The sequence below is a fragment of the Mycobacterium sp. TY814 genome (assembly GCF_030755175.1).
GTDB lineage: Bacteria > Actinomycetota > Actinomycetes > Mycobacteriales > Mycobacteriaceae > Mycobacterium.
This window is the reverse complement of the sequence record NZ_JAUFRY010000003.1, coordinates 432,645-459,460: the sequence shown is the minus strand read 5'-3', so window position 1 is coordinate 459,460 and position 26,816 is coordinate 432,645. Positions and strand designations below refer to the sequence as shown.

Annotated in this window: 24 protein-coding genes, 2 tRNA genes, 1 pseudogene and 1 other annotated feature; of the genes and pseudogenes, 6 read left to right on the top strand and 21 right to left on the bottom strand. The window is 65.7% G+C overall.

All coding sequences use genetic code 11. The features are described 5' to 3' along the window. Window positions 1-40: 40 nt before the first annotated feature. From QXH22_RS23360 to kdpF, 6 genes are read right to left on the bottom strand one after another with little or no spacing between them, the layout of a single operon-like run. Window positions 41-721 (bottom strand): response regulator, encoded by a 681-nt coding sequence (locus tag QXH22_RS23360; RefSeq protein WP_306277153.1) that lies wholly within the window; start codon window positions 719-721, stop codon window positions 41-43. After that, window positions 718-3,279, bottom strand: coding sequence for a sensor histidine kinase KdpD (locus QXH22_RS23355; protein ID WP_306277152.1), 2,562 nt, complete (start codon window positions 3,277-3,279; stop codon window positions 718-720). Before QXH22_RS23355 ends, QXH22_RS23360 begins: the two co-directional genes overlap by 4 nt. Before the next feature lie 10 nt (window positions 3,280-3,289). Beyond that, a complete protein-coding gene (locus QXH22_RS23350) occupies window positions 3,290-4,192 on the bottom strand; it encodes a potassium-transporting ATPase subunit C (RefSeq protein ID WP_306277151.1) in 903 nt (300 codons plus the stop codon). A gap of 1 nt (window position 4,193) precedes the next feature. Beyond that, window positions 4,194-6,299: a potassium-transporting ATPase subunit KdpB gene (gene kdpB, locus QXH22_RS23345; RefSeq protein WP_306277150.1), complete on the bottom strand. Its 2,106-nt coding sequence runs from the start codon at window positions 6,297-6,299 to the stop codon at window positions 4,194-4,196. Then, a complete protein-coding gene (gene kdpA / locus QXH22_RS23340; RefSeq protein ID WP_306277149.1) occupies window positions 6,299-7,969 on the bottom strand; it encodes a potassium-transporting ATPase subunit KdpA in 1,671 nt (556 codons plus the stop codon). Before kdpA ends, kdpB begins: the two co-directional genes overlap by 1 nt. Further along, complete coding sequence (kdpF, locus tag QXH22_RS23335) at window positions 7,969-8,058, bottom strand: K(+)-transporting ATPase subunit F (protein ID WP_306245737.1); 90 nt, start codon at window positions 8,056-8,058, stop codon at window positions 7,969-7,971. Before kdpF ends, kdpA begins: the two co-directional genes overlap by 1 nt. A gap of 297 nt (window positions 8,059-8,355) precedes the next feature. Here kdpF and QXH22_RS23330 point away from each other — a divergent pair, with 297 nt between their 5' ends. Continuing rightward, window positions 8,356-9,060 carry a DUF6611 family protein gene (locus tag QXH22_RS23330; protein ID WP_306277148.1) on the top strand — a complete coding sequence of 235 codons (705 nt, stop codon included), beginning with the start codon at window positions 8,356-8,358 and terminating at the stop codon, window positions 9,058-9,060. Here the strand turns inward: QXH22_RS23330 and QXH22_RS23325 are convergent. The 6 genes from QXH22_RS23325 to QXH22_RS23300 form a co-directional block, all read right to left on the bottom strand. Then, window positions 9,057-10,583, bottom strand: a complete 1,527-nt coding sequence (locus QXH22_RS23325) for a cell wall metabolism sensor histidine kinase WalK (protein WP_306277147.1) — start codon at window positions 10,581-10,583, stop codon at window positions 9,057-9,059. The genes QXH22_RS23330 and QXH22_RS23325 overlap by 4 nt on opposite strands. Window positions 10,584-10,590: 7 nt before the next feature. Next, on the bottom strand, window positions 10,591-11,364 hold the full coding sequence (locus tag QXH22_RS23320; RefSeq protein ID WP_055581208.1) for a response regulator transcription factor: 774 nt from the start codon (window positions 11,362-11,364) through the stop codon (window positions 10,591-10,593). 489 nt (window positions 11,365-11,853) lie between these two features. After that, window positions 11,854-12,138, bottom strand: a complete 285-nt coding sequence (locus tag QXH22_RS23315) for a WXG100 family type VII secretion target (protein WP_055579135.1) — start codon at window positions 12,136-12,138, stop codon at window positions 11,854-11,856. 32 nt (window positions 12,139-12,170) lie between these two features. Continuing rightward, window positions 12,171-12,467 (bottom strand): WXG100 family type VII secretion target, encoded by a 297-nt coding sequence (locus QXH22_RS23310; protein WP_055581207.1) that lies wholly within the window; start codon window positions 12,465-12,467, stop codon window positions 12,171-12,173. 118 nt (window positions 12,468-12,585) lie between these two features. Then, window positions 12,586-13,773 carry a PPE family protein gene (locus QXH22_RS23305; protein ID WP_306277146.1) on the bottom strand — a complete coding sequence of 396 codons (1,188 nt, stop codon included), beginning with the start codon at window positions 13,771-13,773 and terminating at the stop codon, window positions 12,586-12,588. A 52-nt stretch (window positions 13,774-13,825) separates the two neighbouring features. After that, the gene (locus QXH22_RS23300) at window positions 13,826-14,707 is read right to left on the bottom strand and encodes a PE domain-containing protein (RefSeq protein WP_306245733.1); all 882 of its coding nucleotides are present in this window, start codon (window positions 14,705-14,707) and stop codon (window positions 13,826-13,828) included. Window positions 14,708-15,057: 350 nt separating this feature from the next. Here QXH22_RS23300 and QXH22_RS23295 point away from each other — a divergent pair. The 3 genes from QXH22_RS23295 (at window position 15,058) to QXH22_RS23285 (ending at window position 16,270) form a co-directional block, all read left to right on the top strand. Further along, window positions 15,058-15,131, top strand: a tRNA-Leu gene (locus QXH22_RS23295). A 264-nt stretch (window positions 15,132-15,395) separates the two neighbouring features. After that, entirely contained in the window at window positions 15,396-16,151 is a 756-nt protein-coding gene (locus QXH22_RS23290) for a hypothetical protein (RefSeq protein ID WP_306277145.1), read from the top strand. Window positions 16,152-16,198: 47 nt separating this feature from the next. Next, a tRNA-Val gene (locus QXH22_RS23285) sits at window positions 16,199-16,270 on the top strand. Window positions 16,271-16,461: 191 nt separating this feature from the next. On the opposite strand, the gene QXH22_RS23280 is transcribed toward QXH22_RS23285, so the two are convergent. The 8 genes and pseudogenes from QXH22_RS23280 to QXH22_RS23250 form a co-directional block, all read right to left on the bottom strand. Continuing rightward, window positions 16,462-17,726, bottom strand: a protein-coding gene (locus QXH22_RS23280) for an IS3 family transposase (protein WP_306277144.1) whose coding sequence is annotated in 2 segments (ribosomal slippage) — window positions 16,462-17,420 and window positions 17,420-17,726 — 1,266 coding nt in all. Because the reading frame shifts where the segments join, the coding sequence is not laid out codon by codon here. Beyond that, window positions 17,293-17,424, bottom strand: a sequence feature (AL1L pseudoknot). It overlaps the preceding gene by 132 nt. A gap of 233 nt (window positions 17,727-17,959) precedes the next feature. Beyond that, the gene (locus tag QXH22_RS23275; RefSeq protein WP_306277143.1) at window positions 17,960-18,271 is read right to left on the bottom strand and encodes a hypothetical protein; all 312 of its coding nucleotides are present in this window, start codon (window positions 18,269-18,271) and stop codon (window positions 17,960-17,962) included. A 438-nt stretch (window positions 18,272-18,709) separates the two neighbouring features. Then, entirely contained in the window at window positions 18,710-19,618 is a 909-nt protein-coding gene (locus QXH22_RS23270; RefSeq protein WP_306277142.1) for a hypothetical protein, read from the bottom strand. Between the two features lie 11 nt (window positions 19,619-19,629). After that, window positions 19,630-20,082, bottom strand: a complete 453-nt coding sequence (locus QXH22_RS23265; protein ID WP_306277141.1) for a hypothetical protein — start codon at window positions 20,080-20,082, stop codon at window positions 19,630-19,632. Between the two features lie 174 nt (window positions 20,083-20,256). After that, window positions 20,257-20,382 (bottom strand): annotated as a pseudogene (locus tag QXH22_RS30570) (zinc-ribbon domain-containing protein); the annotation flags it as partial. A 38-nt stretch (window positions 20,383-20,420) separates the two neighbouring features. Then, window positions 20,421-21,758: a serpin family protein gene (locus tag QXH22_RS23260; protein ID WP_306277140.1), complete on the bottom strand. Its 1,338-nt coding sequence runs from the start codon at window positions 21,756-21,758 to the stop codon at window positions 20,421-20,423. An 11-nt stretch (window positions 21,759-21,769) separates the two neighbouring features. Beyond that, complete coding sequence (locus QXH22_RS23255; RefSeq protein WP_306277139.1) at window positions 21,770-22,315, bottom strand: hypothetical protein; 546 nt, start codon at window positions 22,313-22,315, stop codon at window positions 21,770-21,772. A gap of 123 nt (window positions 22,316-22,438) precedes the next feature. Further along, window positions 22,439-23,692: a hypothetical protein gene (locus tag QXH22_RS23250; RefSeq protein WP_306277138.1), complete on the bottom strand. Its 1,254-nt coding sequence runs from the start codon at window positions 23,690-23,692 to the stop codon at window positions 22,439-22,441. Between the two features lie 171 nt (window positions 23,693-23,863). Between QXH22_RS23250 and QXH22_RS23245 the strand changes: the two genes are divergently transcribed. Then, window positions 23,864-24,430: a dihydrofolate reductase family protein gene (locus QXH22_RS23245; protein WP_306246462.1), complete on the top strand. Its 567-nt coding sequence runs from the start codon at window positions 23,864-23,866 to the stop codon at window positions 24,428-24,430. A 17-nt stretch (window positions 24,431-24,447) separates the two neighbouring features. On the opposite strand, the gene QXH22_RS23240 is transcribed toward QXH22_RS23245, so the two are convergent. Further along, the gene (locus tag QXH22_RS23240; RefSeq protein ID WP_306277137.1) at window positions 24,448-25,755 is read right to left on the bottom strand and encodes a sorbosone dehydrogenase family protein; all 1,308 of its coding nucleotides are present in this window, start codon (window positions 25,753-25,755) and stop codon (window positions 24,448-24,450) included. A gap of 55 nt (window positions 25,756-25,810) precedes the next feature. Here QXH22_RS23240 and QXH22_RS23235 point away from each other — a divergent pair, with 55 nt between their 5' ends. Next, entirely contained in the window at window positions 25,811-26,812 is a 1,002-nt protein-coding gene (locus QXH22_RS23235; protein WP_306277136.1) for a MoxR family ATPase, read from the top strand. The last annotated feature ends 4 nt before the right edge of the window (window positions 26,813-26,816 follow it).

Here is a 26,816-nt window from a genome sequence, read left to right as displayed (position 1 = left end):
AGGAAACGAGTTGGATAGAGACTGACGTGGCGGGTGCGACTCAGGCCTCGAAGCGGTAGCCCATCCCCGATTCGGTCAGCAGATGCCGGGGATGCGACGGGTCGGCCTCGAGTTTGCGCCGTAGCTGCGCCAAATAGACTCGTAGATAATGGGTTTCGGTGGCATACCCTGGACCCCACACCTCCTTGAGCAGTTCCTCGCGACCGACGAGCTTCCCTCGATTGCGGACCAGCACCTCCAGCATTCCCCACTCGGTCGGTGTCAGATGCACCTCCGCGCCGTCCTTGGTCACCTTTTTCGCTGCCAGATCGACGGTGAAAGCCGCGGTTTCGATCACCGGCTGGTCGATCTCGGAGGCCGCCGTATTGCGCCGCACCGCTGCCCGCAGCCGGGCCAGAAACTCTTCCATGCCAAAGGGTTTCGTCACATAGTCGTCGGCTCCGGCGTCCAGGGCCTCCACCTTGTCCGCCGAGTCGCTGCGCGCCGACAGCACGATCACCGGGGCGGAAAGCCAGCCGCGCAGGCCGGCCAGCACGTCGATCCCCGAGATGTCCGGCAACCCGAGATCGAGGATCACCACGTCGGGGGGATGCTCGGCAGCCGCGCGCAGCGCCCCGGCGCCGGTGGACGCGGTGGTCACCTCGTATCCGCGGACCGTCAAGTTGATCTTCAGCGCCCGCAGGATGTGTGGCTCGTCATCGATGACCAGTACGCGGGTCATGAGATCTCCTGCGGCGCAGCCAGATCCACCACCACGGTCAGCCCACCGCCGGGCGTGTCGCCGGCGGTGATCGTGCCGCCCATGGCCTCGACGAAGCCACGGGCCACCGACATGCCCAGGCCTACACCGATGGTGTTGTCGTGATCGCCGAGACGCTGGAAGGCCTCGAAGATCTGCTCTTCGGCCCCGTGCGGGATGCCCGGGCCCTCGTCGATGACGTTGATCAGCACCCGCTCGCCCACCCGGCCCGCATTCACCCGCACCACGCAGTCGGGCGCGTAGCGCAGCGCGTTGTCGATCAGATTGGCCAGCACCCGTTCCAGCAGCCCGGCATCGGCCATGGCTACCGCGTCGCCGACGTCGACCTTCACGCGGTCGATCGCCGACCGGAAGAATCCGGTGGCCCCCTTACCGATACTGACCAACGCGCGCTGTACCACTTCCTCCAGATACACCCGGTGCAATTCGGGGCGCACCACCCCGGCGGCCAGCCGCGACGAGTCAAGCAGGTTGCCCACCAGGGCGGTCAACGAGTCGATGGACTCCTCGATGGTGGCGAGCAGCTCAGCGGTGTCCTCGGGAGAGAAGGCGACATCGCCGGACCGCAGGCTGGACACCGCAACCTTGGCCGCCGCCAACGGTGTTCGCAGGTCGTGGCTGACCGCCGACAGCAACGAGCGCCGAAGTTCGTCAGCGCGCACGATCGCTTCGGTGCGGCTGGCTTCGTCGGCAAGTTCTCGTTGCTTGATCAGGCCCGCCGCCTGGGTCGCGACGGCATGCAACACCCGGCGATCCCGGGCAGAAAGCCGCCGGCCACCCAGCAGCATCCAGAACTCGTCGTCCCCGACCTCGATCGCGGTGTCGGCGGAATCGACCGTGGTGCAGGCATCCTTGCCGACCGCGGCGACCACCTGGCTTCGCGCACGGCCTTCGACGGTGTCTTCGCGCAACATGCTGACCGCCCGCTGCGAGTAGGTTTCGCGTACCCGCTCCAGCAAGGTGTCCAAATCGGCACCGCGCAGTACGGATCCGGCGAACAGCGTGAGCAGTTCGGCCTCCTGCGATGCGCGCCTAGCCTCACGCGATCGCTTGGCCGCATTGTCGACGAGTACCGCGACCGCGACTGCGATCACCAGCAGCACCAGCTCGGTGACGGCCGCCGACGGCTCCGCGATGGTGAACGTGTGGCGGGGATCGGTCAGGAAGTAGTTGAGCAGCAGGCTGGACAGCACTCCGGAAAACACCGCCGGCCCCACCCCGCCCAACAAGGCAACAAGTAGCACTCCGACGAAGAACAACGCGCTCTCACCGCTGGTATCCAAGTACCGGTCCAGCCAGACCACCGTCACACCGCAGATCAGCGACGGCACGAGGACTGCCGCTAGCCACGACGCCACCCGACGCTCGCGCCGCGACATCGAGGCAGTGCGAATTCCGCGCTTGGACTCCTCGTGGGTGACCATGTGCACGTCGATCTTGCCGGAGTGCTCGACGATCGCGGGCCCGATACCTTCGTCGAAGATGCGTGCCCACCGGGGCCGGCGGGAGGTGCCGACCACCAGCTGGGTGGCGTTCATCTCGCGTGCGAAATCCAGCAGAGCACTGGGCACGTCGTCGCCGACGACGGTGTGCAGCGAGGCGCCGAGACTGTTCGCCAGCTCGCGGATCTTGGCCATCCGGGCTTCGGACAGGCCGGCGAGGCCGTCGCCGCGCACGACGTGCACCACCATCAGCTCGGCAGTGGACTTCGACGCGATCCGAGAAGCCCTGCGCACCAGTGTCTCTGACTCCGGGCCGCCGGTGACGGCTACCACGACACGCTCGCGGGCCTCCCACATCGCGGTGATCTTGTTCTCCGCGCGGTATTTGGCCAGCGCGGTGTCGACCTGGTCGGCCAGCCACAGCAACGCCAATTCGCGCAGCGCCGTGAGGTTTCCGGGGCGGAAGTAATTGGACAGCGCCGCGTCGACTCGTTCCGGTGCGTAGACATTGCCATGAGAAAGCCTGCGCCGCAGCGCTTCCGGGGTGATATCGATGAGCTCGACCTGGGACGCCTGCCGCACGATCGAGTCCGGAATGGTCTCCTTCTGTTCGATACCGGTGATCTGGGCGACGACGTCGTTCAGGCTCTCCAGGTGCTGGATGTTGACCGTGGAGATCACCGTGATGCCGGCGTCGAGGAGCTCTTCGACATCCTGCCAGCGCTTGGCGTTCTTGCTGCCCGGCGTGTTGGTGTGGGCCAGCTCGTCGACCAGGACCACATGCGGATGGCGCGCGAGCACGGCCGGCACGTCCAGCTCGGGGAAACTGCCGCCGCGATAGTCGATGTAGCGCGGCGGAATGGTCTCGATGCCGCGAATCAGCTCAGCGGTTTTCGCGCGTCCGTGCGTCTCGACGACGGCGGCCACCACATCGGTGCCGCGCTCCAAGCGCCGGTGCGCTTCGCCGAGCATCGCGTAGGTCTTACCGACTCCGGGTGCCGCGCCGAGGTAGATACGCAGCTCTCCGCGCTTGGCGCGGGGCTCGCCGAGGTTGACGTCGGTCACGTCAACCATCATCCCCCCGCGCCTAGCCGGTGACCGGGTATCGCCGGTCGAGTTGCAGGTTGAGTTGCAGGACGTTGACGCTGGGTTCGCCGAAGAAGCCGAGTGCGCGCCCGGTGCGGTACTGGGCCAGCACCTCCCGGACCTGATCCGGGCTGATGTGGCGGGCCCTGGCCACCCGCGGCACCTGAAGGTCGGCGTAGCCGACCGAGATGTCCGGGTCCAGTCCGCTGGCGCTGGTGGTCACTGCATCGGCCGGCACGACGGGGCTGGCGGGCGCGGCGCCGCGGATCGGCACGATCTGGCCGATGGAGTAGTCCTCGCCGGCCTTCGCGCACTCCACCCGCACTCCTTCATAGCTGGCGAGGAACGGTGCCGCGGTTTTCTGGCACGGCTCGTTGACGCTGACCACCCGGGTGGGGTGCAGGACGGCACCGCGGGCGTCGCGCGGACCGATCACCGACAGCACCGCCCCGACACCGTCGCCGGTGCAGAACGGACGCAGCCCGGCGTCCGGCCCCAGACCCTCGGTCCGGGCCACGGCCACGCTGCGTGAGCACACCTGTGTCAGCAGGCTGGGCTTGAAACCGTCTTCGGTAGCGGCGAGGGTGTCCACGATGCTCTCCGGTCCCAGGTTGCTCGCACCGGTCGACAGCGGATCGTAGCCGGCGCCGGCCGCCGACGGACGGCTCTGGAAGTACTGCGGCAGCGGGTTGCCGCGCGAGTCGGTGAACAGCTGACCGATCAGCCGGCTGCCCACCGGCTTGCCGCCGGCACTGACGATCGACCCCTCAGCCTTGTCGTGCAGCCCGGGGAGCTGCGCGACAAGCCAGATGAACAACGGGTAGGCCAGGCCGGTGATCACGGTCAGCACCAGCAGAGCGCGGGCCGCGGCCCAGTGGACGCGCAAAAAAGAGGAGAGCTTCATGTCAGGACATCCCCGGGACGAATTGGACGATCAGGTCAATCAGCTTGATTCCGATGAACGGCGCGATGATGCCCCCGAGTCCGTAGACATAGAGGTTGCGGCTCAACAGTTTTGAGGCGCTGCTCGGGGTGTAGCGCACACCGCGCAACGACAGCGGGATCAGCGCCACGATGATGATCGCGTTGAAGATCACCGCCGACAGGATGGCCGATTCCGGGCTGTGCAGCCGCATCACGTTCAGCAGGTCCAGGCCGGGGAATAGGGTGACGAACATCGCCGGGATGATCGCGAAGTATTTGGCGATGTCGTTGGCGATGGAAAATGTCGTCAATGTGCCTCGGGTGATCAGCAGTTGCTTGCCGATTTCCACGATCTCGATCAGCTTGGTGGGGTCCGAATCGAGATCGACCATGTTGCCGGCCTCCTTGGCGGCCGACGTGCCGGTGTTCATGGCCACCCCCACGTCGGCCTGGGCCAGCGCCGGTGCGTCGTTGGTGCCGTCACCGGTCATCGCGACCAGCTTGCCGCCCTCCTGCTCCCGCTTGATCAACGCGAGCTTGTCTTCCGGCGTCGCTTCGGCGAGGAAGTCGTCGACTCCGGCCTCGTCGGCAATCGCTTTGGCGGTCAACGGATTATCGCCGGTGATCATCACCGTGCGGATGCCCATCCGGCGCATCTCGTCGAAACGCTCGCGCATGCCCTGCTTGACGACGTCTTTGAGATGGATGACACCGAGGACCGATGCTTCGCCGCCACGACACTCGCCGACCACCAACGGTGTGCCCCCGCCGGCCGAGACGCCGTCGACGATGACGCCGAGCTGGCTCGGCACCTTACCGCCCTGTGCGCGTACCCATTCCGCGACCGAGCTGGCCGCGCCCTTGCGCAACTGGTGACCGTCGACGTCGACGCCGGACATGCGCGTCGAGGCGGAGAACGGTACCCACTGGGCGTGCGTGAGTTCACCCGGCGTGCGTGCGCGTAAGCCGAAGCGCTCCTTGGCGAACACGACGACCGAACGGCCCTCGGGTGTTTCGTCCGCGAGGCTGGACAGCTGCGCGGCGTCCGCCAACTCTTCCGGCGAGACTCCGTCGACCGGGATGAAGGCGGCGGCCTGCCGGTTGCCCAGGGTGATGGTGCCGGTCTTGTCCAGCAGCAAGGTGTTGACGTCTCCGGCGGCCTCGACCGCGCGTCCGGACATCGCCAGTACGTTGCGCTGCACCAGCCGGTCCATGCCGGCGATGCCGATGGCGGACAGCAGCGCGCCGATCGTGGTGGGGATCAGGCACACCAGCAGTGACACCATCACGATGCCGGTGACACCACTTCCATTGAGCGCCTGTGTATCTGGCACGCCGGGGTTGTCGGCCTTCGAGTAAATGGCCAGCGGCTGCAGGGTCGCGACGGCGAAGACGAAGATGATCGTCAAGGCGGCCAACAGAATGTTGAGCGCGATCTCGTTCGGGGTCTTCTGCCGGTTGGCGCCCTCCACGAGCGCGATCATGCGGTCGATGAAGCTTTCGCCGGGCTTCTGGGTGATTCTGACGATGATGCGGTCGCTCAGTACGGTGGTGCCGCCGGTGACCGCTGAACGGTCGCCGCCGGACTCCCGGATCACCGGCGCTGACTCACCGGTGATCGCCGATTCATCTACGGAGGCAATGCCTTCCACGACGTCGCCGTCGCCCGGGATCACCTGGCCGGCCTCGACGACCACGATGTCACCCTGCTGCAGCAACGGGGCGGCGACTTCTTCCTCGACAAGCGGCCGGCCGGGTGCCCAGCCGGGTAGGCGCCGCGCCATGGTCTGGGTTTTGGCCTTGCGCAGGGTTTCGGCTTGTGCCTTGCCGCGGCCTTCGGCGACCGCTTCGGCCAGGTTGGCGAACAGCACCGTGAGCCACAGCCATGCCACGATCAACCAGGCGAACCAACTCGGGCCGGTGATCGCCAGAACGGTCGCCCAGACGGCGCCGATCTCGACGATGAACATGACGGGGTTTCGCCACAGCGTGCGCGGGTCGAGTTTGCTCAGCGCCTGCGGTGCCGACTTCCACAGCATCGCAGGGTCAAGCATGCCGCCAGGTAGGCGCTTGGTGGTCGCGGTCATCAGTGGATTCCTTCAGCGAGGGGCCCGAGCGCGAGCATGGGCAGGAACGTGAGCGCCACCAGGATCAACGTGACGCCGGCGACCATTCCGACGAACTGCGGCCGATGGGTGGGCAGCGTGCCCGCCGACTCCGGGGTGGTGCCCTGTTTCGCCAGGGAGCCCGCCAGGGCCAGCACGATGACGATGGGCAGGAACCTGCCGAAGAGCATGGCCAGGCCCAGAGCGGTGTTGTACCAGTCGGTATTGACGCTGAGCCCGGCGAACGCCGACCCGTTGTTGTTGGCCGCCGAGGTGAACGCGTACAGGATCTCGGACAGCCCGTGCGGCCCGCCGTTGAGCATGCCGGCCCGTTCGCCCGGTAGCGCCATCGCTATGGCGGTGCCGGTCAGCACGATCAGCGGTGTCACCAGGAAATAGCTTGCCGCCAGCTTGATTTCGCGCGGATTGATCTTCTTGCCGAGGTACTCCGGGGTGCGGCCCACCATCAGTCCGGCGACGAAGACGGTGATCAGCGCGAGGATGAGCATGCCGTAGAGGCCCGAACCGGTGCCGCCGGGAGCGACCTCCCCGAGCTGCATGTTGAACATGGTCATCATGCCGCCGAGGCTGGTGTAGGAGTCGTGGAACGAATCGACGGCGCCGGTGGAGGTGAGTGTGGTGGCATCGGCGAACACGGCCGAGTCCGCGACGCCGAACCGCTGCTCGACGCCTTCGGTAGCCGCTCCGATCGCGCTGGGTACGGTGCCGTGGTGTTGCAGCTGGAACCACATCATCAGCGACACGCTGATGCCGGCCAGCGTCGTCATTACGGCCGCGATCGCGTAGCCCTGCTTTTTGCTGCCGACCATGCGCCCGAACGTGCGCGGCAGCGAGAAGCTGATCACCAGCAGCAGGAAGATTTCCAGCCAGTTCGTCCACGCGGTGGGGTTCTCGAACGGGTGCGAGGAGTTGGCGTTGTAGAAGCCACCGCCGTTGGTGCCCAGTTCTTTGATGACTTCCTGACTTGCCACCGGGCCACCGGTGATCGTCTGCTGGGCGCCGCCCAGGGTGGTGACCACCTGGTCGTGCAGGTGGAAGTTCTGGATCGCCCCGCCCGCGATGAGCACAATGGCGCCGACCACGGCGATGGGGAGCAGAATCCGCAAGGTGCCGCGCACCAGGTCCACCCAGAAGTTGCCCAGTTCGCCGGTGCGCTTACGGGCGAACCCGCGCACCAGGGCAATCGCCACCGCCATACCGACGGCCGCCGAGACGAAATTCTGTACCGTCAGGCCCGCCATCTGGACCAGGTGACCCTGCGTCGACTCGCCGGAGTAGGCCTGCCAGTTGGTGTTGGTGACGAAACTGACCGCGGTATTCCATGCCAGCCCGGGTGTCATCTTCGTGGCGGGGTCGTGCAGGTGTAGCGGTAAGCCGCCCTGAACCATTTGGAAGGTGAACAGAAAGAGGATGCTGATCGAGGAGAACGCCAGCACGCTGCGCGCGTAGGCGCCCCAGGTCTGCTCCGAGCGGGCATCGACACCGATGAGGCGGTAGATCAGCGACTCGACCCGTGCGTCCTTCTCGGAGGAGTAGACCCGGTACATGTAGTCACCGAACGGTACGTGCACCAGAGCCAGCGCAGCGATCAGCGCGGCGAGGAAGATGATCCCCGCTGTCGTCGTGCTCACTAGAACCTCTCCGGAAACAGCAGCGCGGCAACGAGAAACAGCGCAAGCAGGCCCGCCAGCACCAGGCCGACGATGTTCTGGTAGCTCACAGTCGTTCGACCAACTTCTGCACCATGCCCAGCACGGCGAATACAGCCAGTGTGAGCACGACAAATGCCAGCACGCCCATCATGTCTCCGTTCGGAGCTTGTCCCGTATACGAGATGGTCTCGTCAAGTCAGCCTTCGAGCGGCGCACTCGGAGGCAAGGTCAGGGTGACGCTAACCGGCACTGCCCAGCTAGGGCCTTTGGTTGACGCTTTCCTAACGATCTCGAGGCGCGCCTTTACGGAATATTTACGGCCCCGCATTGACCTCTGTGGCGACGGTCACCGGGAGGGTCTGCCGGTGCCGTTCGACGGCGTCGAGACGGCAAAATTTCGTAAAGTTTTGCCGTTTGCACGTATAGATGCTGTGCGGAATCGAGTGCTCATCGTGTGCCCGGCGTACATCAGAGGGATGCACATCACGCGGCACCTGGTCGCCGAAGAGATTCAGCCACAACCGATCGGCAACATAGCCCCGACATTGCCGGCCGGGGCGCGCTTGCCTGACGGCAGCCGTTCCTGGGGGTCGTTCGACGCGGTCGTCGGCCAGTACGGCGTCCGTCACTATCGCCTGAGGATCTACCCACCCGGGACGGGTGTCGATGATCGATGCGCCGCGCGCCTGTGGCAGTGCTGGCCGATAGGTGGCGCGACGCTCGTTGTGTTGGCGGAGATGCTGCTCGGTGATGTGGTGGCGTCGATTGGTGTCGTGTTCGTATTCGCTGCGGGCATCTACCTGGCCGCTGGTGCGCTTCTGTTCCTTCGGGGCGGCCCGGCCCGCGTTCCGGTCAGATCCATGACAGTCGTTCTGATGCCCAGAACCGCTGACGTGCAAGCGTTGTGCCGCTACACCTACTGGCGGGCGCTTGTCGACATGCTGACCGATGCCGACCACCGGTTGGTGGCCGGCGATATTTCTGCTGTGCGACACGAGGCGATCTGGCGAGAGGCCTACAACCGCCTGGCGGAGTGGTCAAGCTCGCGAAACAGCGGCCTGCGGCCCTAGGAGGTGGTCGCGCGGGGCCTGGTAATCATCGGGATCCGCACGCGAAAGACCGTCTCGCCGTTGGCGGATTCGGCGCAGACCGTGCCGCCGTGCGCCTTAACGATCGAATTGACGATCGCCAGGCCCAGGCCGTGGCCGGCACCGTTGGAGCGGGCTTTGTCGGCCCGGACGAATCGCTCGAACAACCGGGGCAGCACATCGGGATCGATGTCGGGTCCATCGTCGGTGACCGTCAATTCGACGTATGGCGCGCTCGGGCCGTCCGGCCCGGACGAGTAATGGCAGGTGATGCCCGTGGTGACCGTGACGTCCGGGGGAGTGTGTACCCACGCGTTGGTGAGCAAGTTGCTGACCGCCTGGTGGAGACGGGCGTGGTCTCCGTTGACCCACACCGGTTGCTCCGGCAGCTTCTTGACCCACTGATGCGTCGGCGCCGCCACCGCCGCGTCGTTGACCGCGTTCACCACCAGGTTGGTGAAGTCCAGGTCCTCGGTTTGCAGGTCCTGCCCTTCACCGAGGCGGGACAGCAGCAGCAATTCGTCCACCAGCGAGGCCATGCGCCGCGCTTCGGACTCGATGCGCGCCAGGGCGTATTCGGTGGTCGGGGGCAGCGCTGAAGAATCCTGACGGGTCAGTTCGGCATAACCCTGAATCGCCGCCAACGGCGTGCGCAGTTCGTGGCTCGCGTCGGTGATGAATTGGCGCATTCGCAAATCGGATTCGACGCGGTGTGCCAGCGCGCTGTCGACGTTGTCGAGCAGTTTGTTCAGGGTGTGCCCGACGATCCCGACCTCGTTGTCCGGGTCGGTGTCTTCCGGGCGGACCCGCACGCTGATCTTGTGATCCTCGTCGGCGAGCGGCATGGCGGCGACCTCCGCGGCCGTGGCGGCGACCCGGCTCAGCGGGCGCAGGGCGTAGCCGACCACCCAGGCCGTCAGCGCGGCCGTGATCACCAGCGCGGTGGCAACTAGTGCGGTGGTGGTGAGTTGCTTGCGGGCGATGATCTGGTCGGCGAGGCTCAGCGACACCCCGACCACCAGGCGATCGGACCCGGCGGTGCGGCTGTCGACCTGGTGCGGGCCGAGGCTGCCCAGGTTCTCGATGCGGGACGGGCCATCGGTCCAAGACTGCGCTTCGATGGCGCGGACGACATCGGGCGGTGCGGGCCTCGGTTCATACTCCGAAAAGACTGCCGAGGCAACGACTTTCCCATCGCGGACGACCGCGATCAGGTTTCCGGGTGTCTGTCCGGTGAACTCCAGCAGGGCCTGGGAGACCGGCGGTATGCCGCGATGAATCGAGGTGTGCTCGCCGTTGCGGTATCTGGCGTAGGCGTGGGTGAATGCGTGCATCGACTCGGCGACTTCGGCGTCGTTCATCGCGGTGACATAGCCCCTCAGGGTCAGCACCGAGACGGCACCGACGGCGACCAACACGAGCGTCACCACCGTCAGAACGCCCAGCAGCAGCTGCCGTCGCAGGGAACGGGGGAGCCACCGCGGGATGTGGCGGTCCCCCGTCATGCCAGGCTCATTCCGGTGGTCGGAGCATGTATCCAATGCCACGAACGGTGTGGATCATCGGCTCTCTATCGGCGTCGATCTTCTTCCTCAAGTACGAAATGTACAGGTCGACGATGCTGGTGCGCCCGGCGAAGTCGTAGTTCCACACGCGGTCGAGGATCTCGGTGCGACTGAGTGCGCGTCGCGGGTTGCGCATCAGGAACCGCAGCAGTTCGAACTCGGTCGACGACAGCGACATCGGGGTGCCGCCGCGGGTGACCTCCCGGCTGGCCGCGTCCAGTTTGAGGTCGCCCACCTTCAGGGACTCGTCGGCGGGCGGGGCCAGGTGACTCGACCGGCGCAGCAGCCCGCGCAGCCGGGCCACCAACTCCTCGAGGCTGAACGGCTTGGTCATGTAGTCGTCCGCGCCGGCGGTGAGGCCGGTGACCCGGTCCATGACGGAGTCGCGCGCCGTGAGGAACAGGGTGGGGGTGTACGACTCGGATTCGCGGACTCGCTGCAGAATCTGCAGACCGTCCACGTCGGGCAGCATGATGTCGAGAACCAGCACGTCGGGGTTGATCCGGTCGAACTTGGCGATCGCCTCGCGCCCGTTGTGCGCGATCTCGACGTCCCAGCCCTCGTAGTGCAGGGCCATCTTGACCAGATTGGTCAGGGCCGGTTCGTCATCGACCAGCAACACCCGGATCGGCGAGCCGTCAGCCCGGTTAATCCGGGGCAGCTGGCCCAGAATCGCTTGTCGTGGACGTTGGCTGCGCGCATATCCCTGCATTGCGGTCATATTGGACCATACTTTCAACCACACATATGGTTGTCACGGCGTTCATAGACTTCTCAAATGTAATGACATTAGTTGACTGTCCTCTTGCGCCGGTCACATGGGGCGGGCTAACGCCGTGGCCCGTGCCGCGGCATGTGGTGATCTTCCCCAATAACGCTGGCATGCAGAAGCTTTGATTGCCGCGGCGCACGAGGTGAAGTCAAGGGCGGCAATCGCCGGCAAGTAACGGGAGCATCGATCGCCAGCGCGACCGACCTGTGCCGATTGCTGTGCGGGACGTGGTGTCGGCGGCTTCCTCAAACCCGGGTACGCCCGGCGGGTCCGCGAGTTTGGTAATGGGCACCTTGACCCGCGTCCGGCCAAGGGCCGATCGTGATCGGCGATCGCAACGACGCGAGCCGGCAAACTCGGGGCCCAACGGGGAAGCGTCGGGAAAACAACGTGGCCGCACACCGATGGTGTGCGGCCACGCCGTCGATCAGGCGTATGTCAGGCCCAGCTGGACCCGACGGCGCTGTCGGTCTGCGCCATGTTGCTGCCGGCGCTCTGGACCTTCTGGCCGTGAGCGTTGGCCTGCTCGTAGATCACCTGGAAGTTGCGGCCCAACTGGGCGATGAACTCCTGGCAAGCCACCGAACCGGCGCCGCCCCAGAAGTCACCGGCAGCCAGCACATCGCGAACGATGGCCTGGTGCTCGGCCTCCAAGTTGGCGGCCTGGGCGCGGATCAGCGCACCGTGGGCGTCGACGTCGCCGAACTGGTAATTGATCGTCATTTTCCAAAGTCCCTTTCTTGGCTGCTGAAGTCTTAGCTGCTGAGGATCTGCTGCGAGGCCTGCTCTTGCTGCTCGTAGTTGTTCGCGTCGCGAATCAACCCGTCACGAACGCCGTGCAGCATGTTGACGATGTTGCGGAACGCCGTGTTCATCTGGCCCATGGTGTCCAGCGAGGTGGCCGAGGCCAGACCACTCCAGCCCGCACCCGAGATGTTCTGCGAGGACGCCCACATGCGGCGGGCCTCGTCCTCAACGGTCTGGGCGTGGGTCTCGAAACGGCCCGCCATGTCGCGCATCGCGTGCGGGTCGGTCATGAAACGTGTTGTCATATTTCGTCTCCTATCTCGAATGTGATCGTGCGTTAGCTTGCCGTCCAGCGGTAGAGATTACGGCCCGGCGGCAGATTACTGGCCTAAACGAGTGACTTGTCCCCCTTTTTTTCTGGCGTCACACAACGACCTGTTTCGGCATAACGATCGGCTTGAACCCGTACCGCGGGCCCGCGGCCGCGCCGGCGCCCTTGGCGGCCGCCGCCATGCCGGGCATGCCGGCCATCATTCCGGGTGCAGCAGCTTCCTCGGGGACGGTCCACCCGCTGCCCGCCAGCGCCGTTCCAGCAGCTTCGGCTGCCGGGGCGGCACCGGCCCAGCTGGCCGGCACCGACAGGCTGCCCACCAGAGAGGCCTCGCCCAGGCTGGCTGCCGCGCCGGCCGCACCCACCTCGCTCGCCAGTCCCGCCGCGGCGCCCTCGGCCGCGGCTGCCGCCGGAACTGCCGCCTCCGCGGCAGCCGCCGCGATGTTGGCGTCAATGGTGTGAGCGGCGAAGATGCCGTTCGGGATGGCGGCGAACATGAACCACGACGCCGTGACACCGATCTGCTGGATGCCGTTGAAGATGAACGGCGTACCGAGGAAGCCGTCCAGCGCAGTGAGGAACTCCTGAACCGGGACCGGCAAGGCGTTCCACAGGCCGGTCCCGATCGACGAGGTGCCTAGCGCGAGGTTGCTGAGCTCGGACTGCAGGCCGGTGACGATGTCGCCCAGGGACGCAGCGGGGCCGACCGCCTGGGCAGCCGACACGGCGGCGGCCTGGGCGGCCGCACCGCCGGGGTTGGTGCTCGGCGTCGCCGGAGTTATTGGGTCAAGAACCGCCGCTGCCGCTGCGCTGGCCTGGTAGGTGGTCATCGCGACGACGTCCTGGACCCACATCTCCATGTACTGCGCCTCGGTCGCCATGATCGCGGGCGTGTTGATACCCAGGAAGTTTGTGGCGACGAGCGCGGCCAGCAGAGCCCTGTTGGCCGCGATCACCGGCGGGGGCACCGTCGCGGTGAATGCCGCTTCGTAGGCGGCTGCGGACGCGGCGGCCTGGATACCCGCCTGCTCCAAGGCCGTTGCGGTGGTGGTCAACCATTGCACATTCTGCTGAGCGGCAGCGGCCGCTGATGTCGATCCGGCGCCGGTCCACTGCTCGGTGGTGAGTGTCGTAATGATCGACTCGTACTGGGCAGCTGCCGTGCTCACCTCCGCGGCCAGGTTGTTGTAGGCCGCGGCAGCAGCCATCAGCGGTCCGGCTCCCGCGCCGCTGTACATGAGCCCGGAGTTGATCTCGGGGGGAAAACCTGCGTAAGACATTTGCTATCCCGTTTCTGTCGGCTTGTTGGTGGTCGCTGGTGGGTGCGTCGGCTTAGACGGCCGTCAGCTTGGGCATGACGATGGGTTTCACGCCGTAGCGCGGTGCGCCGAAACCTGCACTGTTGCGCGCGGCCGAGGCCAGGCCCGGGACGCCGGGGTAGATGCCGCCGGCCGCGGCCGCGGGAGCAGCCGAGATGCCGGCACTGGACAGCGCGGAAGGTGCGGTGCTGGACACCAGGGTCGCTCCGGCGGCCCAGCTCGGTGGGGCCGACATCGCCCCGACCAGCGTGGAGCTGCCGACGCTGGCAGCGACGGGGCCGACGGCGCCACCAGCGCCCGTCAGGCCGCCCTCGATCGCGGCGCCCTCGATGGCCGCGTCGGCCGCGATGTCCTCGGGGACACCGAAGCCTTCTGGGAACAGGCCACCGCTGGTCAGGCCCAACATGTTCGACGAGGCCGAGGCGAAGTTGCCGATTTCGTAGCTCGCGATGTTGGCCATGTTGCTCGACGGGTTCAGCGGCTGACCGCCGAAGCTGGTAACCGGACCGCCTAGCAGTGTGGCGACCTGGGTGATGAAGTCGTCGACCGGGGAAGAGGCTGCCGGTGCGGCGGCCGCGGCGGACGCGGCGTCAGTCAAGGTAGCCGCGGCCGCGTTCGCCGCCTCGGACGACTCGTAGGTCCCACTGCTCAGCCCCAGCGTCTGCACAAACTGCTCTTGCAAGGCCTGGGCTTCCGCGGCGATCTGCTGGTAGAGCGCGCCATAAGCGGTGAAGATGCCCGATTGCATGATGGAGACCTGGTCAGCGGCGGCGGGAGCTATCGCGGTGGTCGGGGCCGCGGCACCTGCGTTCTGCGCCGCAAGGCTACTGGTGATCGCTCCGAGCTGCGCCGCCGCGGCGGCCAATTCTGCGGGCACTGCTGTCAGAAATGACATCTATTGCTCCTTTGGTGTGAAAGACATGACGACCGTTGAAATCCCCTGGTCGTCCCTGTGTGTTTGCGTACCGGCCCCTGTGCGTTGGCGTAACGCTAACTAGCCCGGGCTCCACAGTTATGGTCGAAAAGCGCAGGGTGACGGACGTTTACGGCTTCTTAACGAGGGCGCTCGCAGTTTTAACAAGCTCTTGGCGGGCGATACGGCCGTGTCATCTTGCCGAGGGGGTCCGGCGGCCTCGGTGGGCGCGCGGCGCGCGATCTTACATAGAAAGGGGTTGTCGCGCACGCTAGCGTTTCGGGGTATGCAGCGTCCCGGATCTGGCCTGCGCACGCTAGATTCGCCGCCGGGCCCCCATAGCCCAATTGGCAGAGGCAGCGGACTTAAAATCCGCCAAGTGTCGGTTCGAGTCCGACTGGGGGCACCGCAAAACGCCTGGTCAAAGGCTATCGTTCCTATGCTGACGATGGCCGAAGTCTGGTTCGCCCCGGCCTCACCCCGGCGTGCGGGCGAGAGCGGCGGCGGGTACTGCCGCTGAGCAAACTTGTGCACCCGCGCGGACACACGGTGCGACTCGCCGAAACTGGGTTGCGCGCGGTCATACGCTGGAGCGATGCCAGCTCATGTTCCTCGCGACCGTGTTCAGCGGTTCGTTTTGCGCGCTAGAAGGGTGCTGGACCATTCGCTAGTGCGCGAACAACTTGACCTTCTGAGCAGTGCCGCACAGGGCGCCGTGAAGGTCCAAGTGGAGTGGAATCATGTCACGGGTGACGTGAAGCACCGGCTTCAGATGACGTTGCCGCCCGAAGAGCAGTTTGAGTCGTTCGCCGTAAGGCTGCGGCCGTTCGTCATGCGCAAGGAATCCGTGTACTGGGCGGTGGTGCTTGACGCGCTCGAACAGCTGCTGAGCAAGGAGACGTTGGCTGAACTTGTCGACATGCAAACTCTCCGCGCTTACTGGACGGAAGTTGTCGAAGGCACGAAAGTAGCGGCGCAGGCCTACTACGTGATGACCGACAACGGCCAACTTTCCGATGTTCAGGTGGCCGACTTGTGGCTGAATTCTGATGCGCTCCACACTCAGCCGATTCAGTCGGCTATCGGCAAGGACATGAGCCTGAATGAGCGATACAAAGCGGCGGTGGGCATCTATTCGCGCATCGGGGCGTGTTTGCAGTACACCTATTCGTTCATCGTCTACTTGGTCCGTGCGGGACTGCTAGAGCTCGACAAGTCGGTGTTCGACCAACAAGTCGTCGCAGACTCCGAAATCGACCAGCCGAGTACGGTCTATTGCCTTCCCGTGGGAGCGGAGCCGATGCCCACCGATATGGCCGAGCTAGACGTCAGTAGGTGGAAGCAGGTCCACGAGGACCCCGAGTTGATGAGATTGATTAAGGGGAAGATGAAGGCCGCCGAAGAAAAGGCCACCGAGGTGTCCTAGCGGTGCCGGGTTTGTCGGGACGTTCGTGTATTTTGGTGGAGCATCATGCCCTAGTAGCTCAATGGACAGAGCACCCCTCTAACTAAGGGAAGCGTGCGGGTTCGAATCCCGCCTAGGCTTGAAGAAGAGGCACGTTGAGCTGCATATTCCCGCGCTCCGTGCCTCTTCTGCTACTTCCCGTGCTTCTTCTTGGGGGTGGCGCTGCTCTTGGCGCGGCGGCCAACTTTGGTCTTGCCTTTGGCGCGGGCCTGCTTGGCGAACCTACTTCGGGCGGCGGCTTGAAACGCCCTGGGTTGGCCGGAGGCTCGGGCTATTGGATTCCGATCAAGGATTGGTCGGTCCGTGGTGCATCGTAGAACGCGGCCTCGCATTCGGTGGGTGGGATGTCGCCGAGGTAGCTATGTAGGCGGCTGGTGTTGTGCCAGTAGGCCCAGCCCAGGGTCGCCAACTCGACGTCCTCGACGGTCTTCCACGGCTCGTTTCGTGCGGGTCCGTAGATCAACTCGGCTTTGTAGTAGCCGTTGACTGTTTCGGCCAACGCGTTGTCGTAACTGTCGCCGATCGACCCGATCGAGGGGACCGCCCCGATCTCAGCGAGTCGCTCACCGTAGCGAATCGAGGTGAACTGCGACCCGGCATCAGAGTGACATGTCAAGCCAGGCAGTATGTTTCCGCGCGACCATCGCGCCATCTCCAGTGCGTCGAGCACCATCGAGGTTCGCATATGCGAAGCTACCCGCCAGCCCACGATCATCCGCGAGTACGCATCGACGATGAAGCACACGTAGGCCACCCCGGCCCAGGTCGGCACGAACGTCAGATCCGTCACCCAGAGCTGGTTGGGCGCGGTCGCGGTGAACTTACGCTGGACCAGGTCCGGGTGCCGCGCCGCCGTCGGGTCGGGTTTGGTCATGCGGACCCGTTTGCCGCGCCGAGCCCCCTCGATGCCGACGGCCCGCATCAGCCGTGCCACCTGATCGCGACCGACGTCATGGCCGGCCCGACGGGCTGTTTTCCACAGCTTGCGGGCCCCGTAGACGCAGTAATTGTCTGTCCAGAGCTGGCGCAACGCCGGACCCAGCACGGCGTCTCGCTGGGCCCGCAAGGACGGCTGCCGCACTTTGGAGTCGTAGTAGGTGCTCGGGGCCACCATCACCCCTGCACTGCGCAGGACGGTGATGATGGGCTCGACCCCGAACTCGCCACGATTGGCGTCGATGAAGGCGACTACTTCTTGTGTTGGCGGTCGAGCTCCGCCCCGAAGAAACTCGCCGCTCGTTTCAGAATCTCGTTGGCACGCTTGAGTTCTCGAATCTCCTGCTCAAGCTCTTTAACTTTCTGCGACTCGGCCGTTGTCACTCCGGGTTCGTACCCGTCGTCGATGTCGGCCTGACGCACCCAGGAGCGCACCGACTCGACCCCGTAGCCGAGCTGGTGAGCGACCCGAGAAACGGTACCCTGCTCGGTGCCGAGTTCAGAGCGCAACGCACGGACCATCCGCACCGCTGCGGCCTTCTCCTCCGAGCTGTAGCGGCGGCTGGTCGGCTTCTTCCCCGATGACGATTCCATGGGCATACCTGCATCCTCGTTTCCAAGGTCAGGAGCCTCCGGGATTTCCAGGGCGTTTCACCCGTCGTACAACCCGTTGCTATCGAACAACTCTCGGAGTGCCGCAGCGCCGTGGGGGTCCGAGTCCAGGGCCGTGATGTTGCCGTACTCGCGCCCGCCATGGCATGACGGTCCCGTTGGAAGTCATGGGTGCTCACGTAGGGGCGATCGGCGTGATCAGCAACGCGGGGATGGAGATGTCAGCCCTGATTGTTCTTGCAGTACCAGTAGCCCTTCATGCAGGTGCTGTAGTCGTCGGCTGGGATGTAGGGGTTGCCCCAGACGTCTTCCTTTCGGTGCATGGCCAGACAGGTGTCTCGCTCCGACTCGCAGGACGAGATCGACTTCGGCTCCAACGGAAGTCCGAATGCCGTCAGCCCTGCAGACTCCACGCAACCCGGCGGCTCGGCCGCCGCGATACCCGATGGGACGGCCATGCCGATCCCGAACGCAATGATCCCGGACACAGCAGCCGCGGCGACCGTGGACTTTGACACGAACTTTGCGGACATGTTCCTCCCTCGATTTGCCGTGCACCGCCCAAGCTAACGATGAGACCCACTCGGCAAATAGGGACATTGGTCGCTATCTGCGGGAAGCCTCAGAGACGGCGAACGTGTGGCCCTTGTCTGCAAGAAGATTGGTATTTGCGACGTCGTCGGCGATGACGTAGCGGACACGAGGGTCGGCGGCTCGATTCCGATGACCAAAACCGTTGCGTTGCAAAGCGAAAGAATGGTGATTAATGCCTCGAGTCGACGATTCGGGGCACCAGCGTCTGCTGCACCCACGGCGGCGCAGCCCCGGCGGATCAGGCGACCGGCCCCATCCGGCCCAGTCGCCGCTGCCGGATTTCAGCCAATTATGCTGTAGCGTAATAACTTTCGGCTGACCGTCACTACCGCCCAGCAAGGCCGGGGATGTAGGTGACGTGGTTGCTGGCCGTGTTGTTACTTCCCGACGTCGGCGCAGGTGTGTTCGTCCGGCAGCAGCGGCCGCATCGCGATCTGCCATAGTCCATTGCCTGAATGCCATGGCGCGCTGCGGCTCGTCCCGGCCGCCGACGCGTCCACGGCGCGAAGGTCGTCGCCGGCCACGACGAGGCACCGGGCCGACGGAGCGGGCCAGTCTGTCGGCGTGCCGACCGTGGCCAGGTCGCCGAGCGGCCACGTCGCCGCAGGCGCGGACGTCGAGGCCGGTGCCGGTCCGAGCACCCACACCGCGACGCCCGCCGGTGTGTAGGTGTGCGGAGCGCCGGCACCGGCGATGCGCTCCGGATGCTCGAGCAGGTCGATGAAGCGCGAAACGCGCTCACGCGCGGCGACGGTGGCGGCGTCGAGATCGGAAACGGGATACCCCAGCGCGCGTACCAGCACGTCGTGGCGCTTGCCGTCGGTGACGGCGAGAATGCGGGTGTTGACGGCATCGAAGATTTTCGGAGCGCCGAAGTCCGGTGAGTCGGCGAGGAGTCCGGCGTTGTTCGCCTCCGTGAGCAGGTTCTGCAGGGTGGCTTCGGGGATTCGACGTTCCTCCAACGTGACGAGCGCCGGGTTGTCGGTCGCTCCGGCGACCTGCCGGAGGTAGTGGCCGTCCCCCGAGATCCACACGCGGGGCAGCGTGTCGCCGACGCGCACGACGGGCAGCACCAGCCCGCCGCCGCGGGAGACTTCGATCACCACTTCGTCGGCGCCACCGGGGTGGGTGAATTGCCGGCTCGTCGTAGTGGCGGGGTGGTCGTTACCGGCATGGGTGCAACTCGCGATCACCACCATGGCAACGGCCAGAATCGCGCCCGCAGCGGGCTGAAGGCGGCGACGACCGCACCCGCCTTGAATGCGAACGAGACGATTTCCCAGCATGGCGAAGATTCCTAGGGTCCGGTGCCGGATGAGACGATCTTGCCGCCGGACACCGACCAGAAGGTCTGGAGCTGCCCGCTGCCCGCAGGGAACGGCGTGTTGTACAGGGCCGCGAATTGCAGCTGGTACTCGTGGTCGCCGACGGCCTTGATGTCGAGCACACGAACGCAGCTGATGTGCTCGGCCATCCCGGCTGCGAACGCCTGCTGGGACCCCCACTCGGACTGGAGCTTGCTGCCGAGAAGGTTCCACGCCGTCGGGTAGTCCTTGCCGTTGATCGCCGTGAAATAGCTGACGAGCGTCTTCTCGTCGGAGGTCGTGGGGCTGAAGGATGCACGCGGCGATCCGCAGCCCGACTCGGCCGGGGGCGTGCCCGTCGTCGAGGTACGACCTTCGACCCGGGTGACGTAGGTGACGAGCTCACCGGACTGGCGGGAGGAACGGGTGAAGTACAGCGTGATCACGGCGGCGAGACCGACGATGAGTATCAGCGCAACCGCGAAGAGAAGCCGGGTTCGGCGCCTGTGCCGACCCGACGCGTCATCGGCGGTCTGCGCGGAGGGCCCTGGGGGCGCGGTTTCTGCGCTGGGCGCAGGGGACGGGGCCCGGGGCTCAGCCGAGGGGGTTTCGCCCAACGCATGCCCGCAGTTCGCGCAGAACTGCGCGTCAGGCTGGTGCGGAGTACCGCAGGAGGAACAGAAACGATCCGTCACACAGGCCGAAGGTAAGCATTGATCAGTCGGGTTAATAGAGACCAAGGTCATCTCAAAGCCCGTGCCCGTCCCCCGGCCGACTGACGCGATCAGCGAGGGTCGGTCACCTGTCCCGTGAACAAGACGGCCCCCGTCTTGTCGACGATGGCGAACAGGAACGGATGATCGATATTCAGAGTGATCGTCTCGGGTGTTGGTCCCATTCCTCCTCCGGTGACCGCCGATGTGGCCGCCGCGACCGTTCCCAGTTCGTCGACCCCCACATAAGCCTTCTGCAGGACCGAGGAGATCGCGAGTTGCTCATCGCTCATGTTCGAGAAGTCCGCCCGTTGGCGGTCGAACGCGGTGGGCATGCCCATGTCGATCAGAGTTTGGTCGAAGATCTCGCTGCCCCAGGTAACCCGGAATTTGGGCATTCGGAAGTCGACGTAAGTATCCGTGCGGGAGCCGAGAACATTGCGCATCCAGATGTCGTCCATGCTGTTGCGAACCGCCGCAAGCCTTCCCTCGGTTGGCAGCACGATCATCATCTCGAGATCGTCGCCGATATACGGCAACGTCGCGGCCTGAAACTCCGGACCGGAGAAGTAGGGCATCGACCGCACCGGGTCATGCATCATCGGCACGGTGACCGGTGACCCTGGCGCGATCCGGAAGGCGCCGTCGGCGGTCAGCTTCGGATCAAAGGACTTTCGCCAGCTTGCTTTGAGGTACGCGGCGTTGACCAGAACCGCGCGAGAGTTGCGGTCGATGAGCGGGGGATCGACTCGCGGGATCAGATCCGTGATCAGGTCCTTGGTCGCCGCACTGACGAATTTGTTGATGTTGAGCCGCTCGCCCTCGGCGTCGGCTTTGAAGTCGGCCGCGTGTACCCCGGCGTTGTACTGCGTCGAGAGGATGTCGAGGAATCGAGGGCGGGTCGAGAGGTCGCGTGCCGTAAAGGTCGCGTCCACCAGCGACAGTTCGATGCTGCGGGGATCACCCTCGAAGATTCCGCCCCGGCTGCGCGAGCGCAGAGCGATCAGCAGCTGATTGACCGCGCGGAAATAGGTGTCGTCGCCGAACGGGTCGCGCAGAACGGATTTCATCTGGGCGGCGGTGTCGCCGGCGGCACCCGCGTAGGCCATCGACATCGCGACGCTGAGGCTCAGCGGGGAAAATACGACATTGCCACCTGCCGTGACTCGTCTGAAGACGTCCAATCCAAAAGCGTTGGCGCCGTTGATGAAACGTTGCTCATCGGCCGCCGACACGTTGGGGTTGTCGTTGTAGGGCAGGTTCGACCGGGTGTGTTGTGGCTGTGCCCCCGTCGTCGTCGCACCTGGACCGTGTTGGCCACCCGTCGTGCAGCCGACCGCGGACAGCGCGACGCACACCGCGACGAGAAGATGAAGTCGACGGCGAAGTGCCTCGTTGATCCGCTTCATCGGCTGGGCACCTACGTGATGGGCGCCCACGTGGCGGTCCACTCAGATATCGGTTCGCGGGTCGGGTCTTCACCCGGATTGGGTTCCGGCTGGGCGGTGAGGCAACTGTTGGTGAACTTCCGCTGGTACGGACCCCAACGCGCCGAAAGGGTTCCATCGGGGCGAAAGACATAGGTGATGGGGCCCGACATTTCGGTGGTGCTGGTGCATTCGGGGCTCTGCGGATCTGGGTTCGTCGCGTACGACCTCGCGGACCCGTTCGCCGTGAACCCGGACACCTTCCCGGTCATCGTGCCCGTGTACGACTGCGTCGGCTTGAGGTTCTTGAGAGTTTCGTTGCAGGTCAACAAATTCGCGTTGATTCGGCAGTCGGAAACCAGATCGCCGTTCCGGATTTCTAAGTGGGCAGGCAAGCTCGCCGGACTGCCATCGGTGGATGAGGATGCTATCGAGATCGAATGTGTGCTGTCTGACGTGGACGGCGTCGATGGTGCGGCCAGGCGGTTGCCACTCGTGCAGCCGGCGAGTTGTAACGCGGTCGCCCCCACCACGGTCACAGCGAAGGCTCTGAATACTGATCCGGACAACGGCAGCCGCCTTTCCGCAACCCCTCGACAACCGCTCACCCTAAGGACGCAGTTTGTGCCACCGATAGGGCTTAAGGACCCTATTTGCGATCGTCAGGGAACTGGCGGGAAGGCAAAGCTGTCCACACCGGTGTCGACCTGTTTTGGGTCACGCCCTTCGGCATCGGTGAAGATTAGGTGTACTTCTGGCGAATTATCAAGGTAGGCAAGGACGTTGCCGGCGCCCCACGCTGGTTCCTGGCCGGCGTAACAAACCCGTCCACCCCGCGGGGTGCTCTGACAAATCGACGTGGTCGGGACTTCGGAAACCGTCGTGCGTGGCACCGACGAACCTTTGTCGAGCACCTGAATCGCCTTCGAAGTAGGGGCATTTCGCCCGACTCGTTGCGCCGTGAAGGCCACCGCACCGGAGTCCAGGATCGTCAAGTCGCGGTAAGACCAACCCTGAGCGGTGAACAGCGGAGTGGGCGCGGCCGGTGTCGCACCGGTTTCGACGGAGGCGGCGACCGAATAGACGCCACCCGTGCGCAGGGTGAAGGGGTTCTTGGGGAACATGATCGAATCCGAGGTGTCCCCGTTGGTGAACAGGATCGTCCGCCCATCCCTGGCGTAGATCACCGAGGAGGCGTTCGTACCGGTGGCGACAGGCGTGGATTCGCCGCCGACCGCCAGGGCGTTGACGTTCGTCGGCCGGACGTCGCTGCGTTCGTCCAACCAGGCGATGTGGCTGCCGTCGGGTGCCCACGCGAAGGCGGGTTCGGCGAACGGCGCCCAGGCGGTGGCGGATTCGGAGGCAGCCTTTGGTCTGGGCGTGATCTCTCCCGTGTTGGCCGCCGCGACGAGCAGGATGCCTCCCTCCACCGCCCCGTCAGTCGGGTTGCCGACGAAGGCCACATGTTGTCCGGTCGGCGACCAACGGGGCCTGGCGACCATCGGGGGGCGGTCGCCACCGGCATGCGGAAGGCCGGCCGGGTCCACCAGGCGCCGGGGTGGCGCGAGAGGTGTGAGTTGCGGTGAAAGGTCGAGCACCCACAGCTCACCGCCGTAGTCGGAGGCTGCTGCTTTCCGGACGAAGGCCACGTGTGCGAGGTCGGGGGAGGGCGCCGGTTGCGCGTCTGCCGGTCCGTCTGTCAATTTGCGGCCGGGGGCGCCAGCGGGTTCGCTGACGTACAGCGCCCCTGCTTTCGTGTAGAACAAGGCGCCCGCGATCTTCGGGGCAGTGGTCGCAGACGTCACTGTGGTGTTCGTTTGCGTGGTGGCCGGGTTGGTCCTGCTCGCCGGCTGACACGCGGTGAGAACCAGCACGGCTAGCAGTGCAGCCCACCGACCACGGTGAGCCGTGTTCATGGCCATCACCGTAACGCCGTGTTGGCTGTGCGCATTCGAAGTCGTGGGAATCAGTACGGCCACTTCGGAGCTGTTCAGCCTGGTCGTCGGAAGCGCCCCCGCCGGTCAAACGGAGGAGCACGTACTCAACGCGCCGCAATGAGTTTTGTCCGCCAGGGCAGTCTGATCTGTATGGGCAAACTCATCTATGGCTTCAACGTGTCGGTGGACGGGTACATCGCTGACGCGCACGGCGGCATCGACTGGTCCGAACCGAGCGAAGAACTGCACCAGTATTGGAACGACTTCGAGCGGGAGACCGCCCTGTCGTTCTACGGACGCCGGATCTACGAACTGATGTCCGCCTATTGGCCGACGGCCGACAAGGCGCCGGATGCCACCCCGCTGATCGTCGATTTCGCCCACATCTGGCGCGACATGCCCAAAGTGGTGTTCTCGCGGACCCTGGAGTCCGTCGACTGGAACTCGCGCCTGGAACGCGGCGACCCGGTCGAGGTGGTGACGAAGCTGAAAGCCGAAACCGACGGCAGGCTTGAGGTGGTTGGCGCGACGCTGGCCGCACCGATCGTGCAGGCCGGACTGGTGGATGAGTATCGCATCGTGATCGCGCCCACCGCGGTGGGCGGCGGCACACCGTTCTTTCCGGCACTGCCGTCATGGATCTCACTGCGACTGCTGGAGAACCGCACCTTCCCAGGCGGCGCGGTACTGCTGCGCTACGAGGCGAAAAACGACTGATCGGGCACCGGGATGGTTTACCGTCCCGGCGGCGCCAACCGGTAGACAGCGCCCGCGTCGTCGTCGCTGATGTACACCGCACCGTCCGGCCCCACCACGGCGGCCACCGGGCGGCCCCATCGGGAACCGTCGTCGGTCTGGAAGCCACCCACCAGGGTCTGCTGGTCGCCGAGGCCGCCGTCGCGCCACGGGAAGAACGACACCTCGGGCGCGCGCGGCGGCTTGCGGTTCCACGACCCGTGAATGCCGACCAGCGCACCGTCCGCATACGGCGGCGGCAACACGCCGGTGGTGAAGGACAAACCCAGTGGCGCCGAGTGAGCGCCCATGCTCTGCTCTACCGGCGGCAGGGCCTGGCAGTCCATCGCGGATCCGTCCTTGTTGGTCGACATGTCGGGCACGAACGGCAGATTCGCCGGCCCCCCGTCGGGATTGCAAAACGGCCAGCCTAGGTCGCGGCCGGACGTCAACCGTGCCAGTGACTCCGGCGGATGGTCGTTGACGTAGCCGACGTCGACGCGGCCCTGCGGGTCAGGCGTGTTGTCGCGGTTGTTGACCGCCGTCCACACCGAGCCGTCCGGGGCGACGGCAAGGCCGGTTCCGTTGCGCACCCCCGTCGCGAACGGCTGCGCCGGCCCGCCGCCGGGCGGAATCCGCATAATCGTCGCCCTGGGCGGGTTCGCGGTACGGTCCTGCGCCGTGATGTTTCCCGTCGAACCGACCGAGAAGTACACCGCGCCGTCGGGCCCGACGGTCACGCTCTTCAGCGCGTGCGCGTAGGCGCCGTGCAGATCGGGGCTGCGTGCATCGGGAAGACCGGCTGCGACGGTCCGGCCGTTGACGGCCCGGCCATCGGCGTAGTCGTAGGCGTCGATCTGATCGCTCTCCGCGACGTAGAGCGTCGAACCCGCGAATGCCATGCCGTGCGGCTGATCAAGACCTTCGAGCAGCGTCGACTGTCGGGGTGCGGCGCCAGGTGTCAACTCGACGATCTGCCCACGGCTCGGCACCGACACGAGCAGCGCGCCGTCGGGCGTCCATGTTTCCAAGCGCGCCTTAGGAATTCGCGCCCAGACGGCGATCGTCCAACCGTCGGGGATCAGCGCCTGGCGGGGCCGGTCCAGCGGTGCCTGCGCGAGATCGGGGGCCACGGCGACGGGAGCGGCCACCAGCCTGCCTGACGCCGGCGCCGGAACCCCGGATGGGGATGCGGACTGTCGCGGATTCGAGCACCCCGCCAGCACAAGGATCGCGATCAGGGAGATGGCCGGCAGTGCACGCGGCGGGACTCGCACGTCAGCAGGGATACCCGGGGCGACCGTCATCAACACGAGCAAGCCGATGTGTGGCAGCCGGGCGCCCGGGTATAAAGGCGGGCATATGACTACATCGCGAACGCAACCGGATCAGCGCGAGCTCGACGGCATCCGGCAGATCGTCGACGCCATCTCGGAGGCGTTCGCCGCAAAGATCGTCGGGCAGCCTGACCTGCGGGAATCGCTGCTGATCGGGCTGCTCGCCGGCGGTCACGTTCTGCTGGAAAGCGTCCCCGGCCTGGCCAAGACCACCGCCGCCAAGGTGCTGGCCGAATCGATTCACGGCCGCTTCCAACGCATCCAATGCACGCCTGACCTGCTGCCCAGCGACATCATCGGCACGCAGATCTATGACTCGTCGACCAACTCGTTCGTCACTCAACTGGGTCCCGTGCACGCCAACATCGTGCTGCTCGACGAGATCAACCGGTCCAGCGCCAAGACCCAGAGCGCCATGCTCGAGGCGATGGAGGAACGGCAGACCACGATCGCCGGTCAGGTGCACACGCTCGCGGACCCGTTCCTGGTGATCGCGACCCAGAACCCAGTCGACCAGGAAGGCACCTACCCGCTGTCCGAGGCGCAGACCGACCGCTTCCTGCTGAAGGAGATCGTGCGCTACCCCTCTCCCGAGGAAGAGGTGGAAGTAATGGCGCGGATCGACGCCGGCGTCTACGACACCCGACGACCCACCGCGCCCGTGGTCAGCCTCGATGACGTGCTGCGCCTGCAGGAAGTCGTACGCCACGTCTACATGGACCGGGCGCTGATGCTCTACGCCAGCCAACTGGTCGACCTGACCCGCCATCCCGGGCGGGCGCTGCCCAAGCAGGTCGCGCGCCTGGTCGAGTACGGCGCCAGCCCCCGCGCCACCATCGCCTTCTGCAGGGCGGCGCGGGCTCAGGCGGTGCTGTCCGGGCGGGCGCACGTATTGCCGGAGGACATCGCCAAACTCGCGCACCGGGTGCTGCGGCACCGGCTCATCCTCGGATTCGAAGCGGCCAGCGCCAACGTCACTCCCGAGACCGTGATCGACGCCGCCCTGCGGGCCGTCCGGGTGCCCTGAGTTC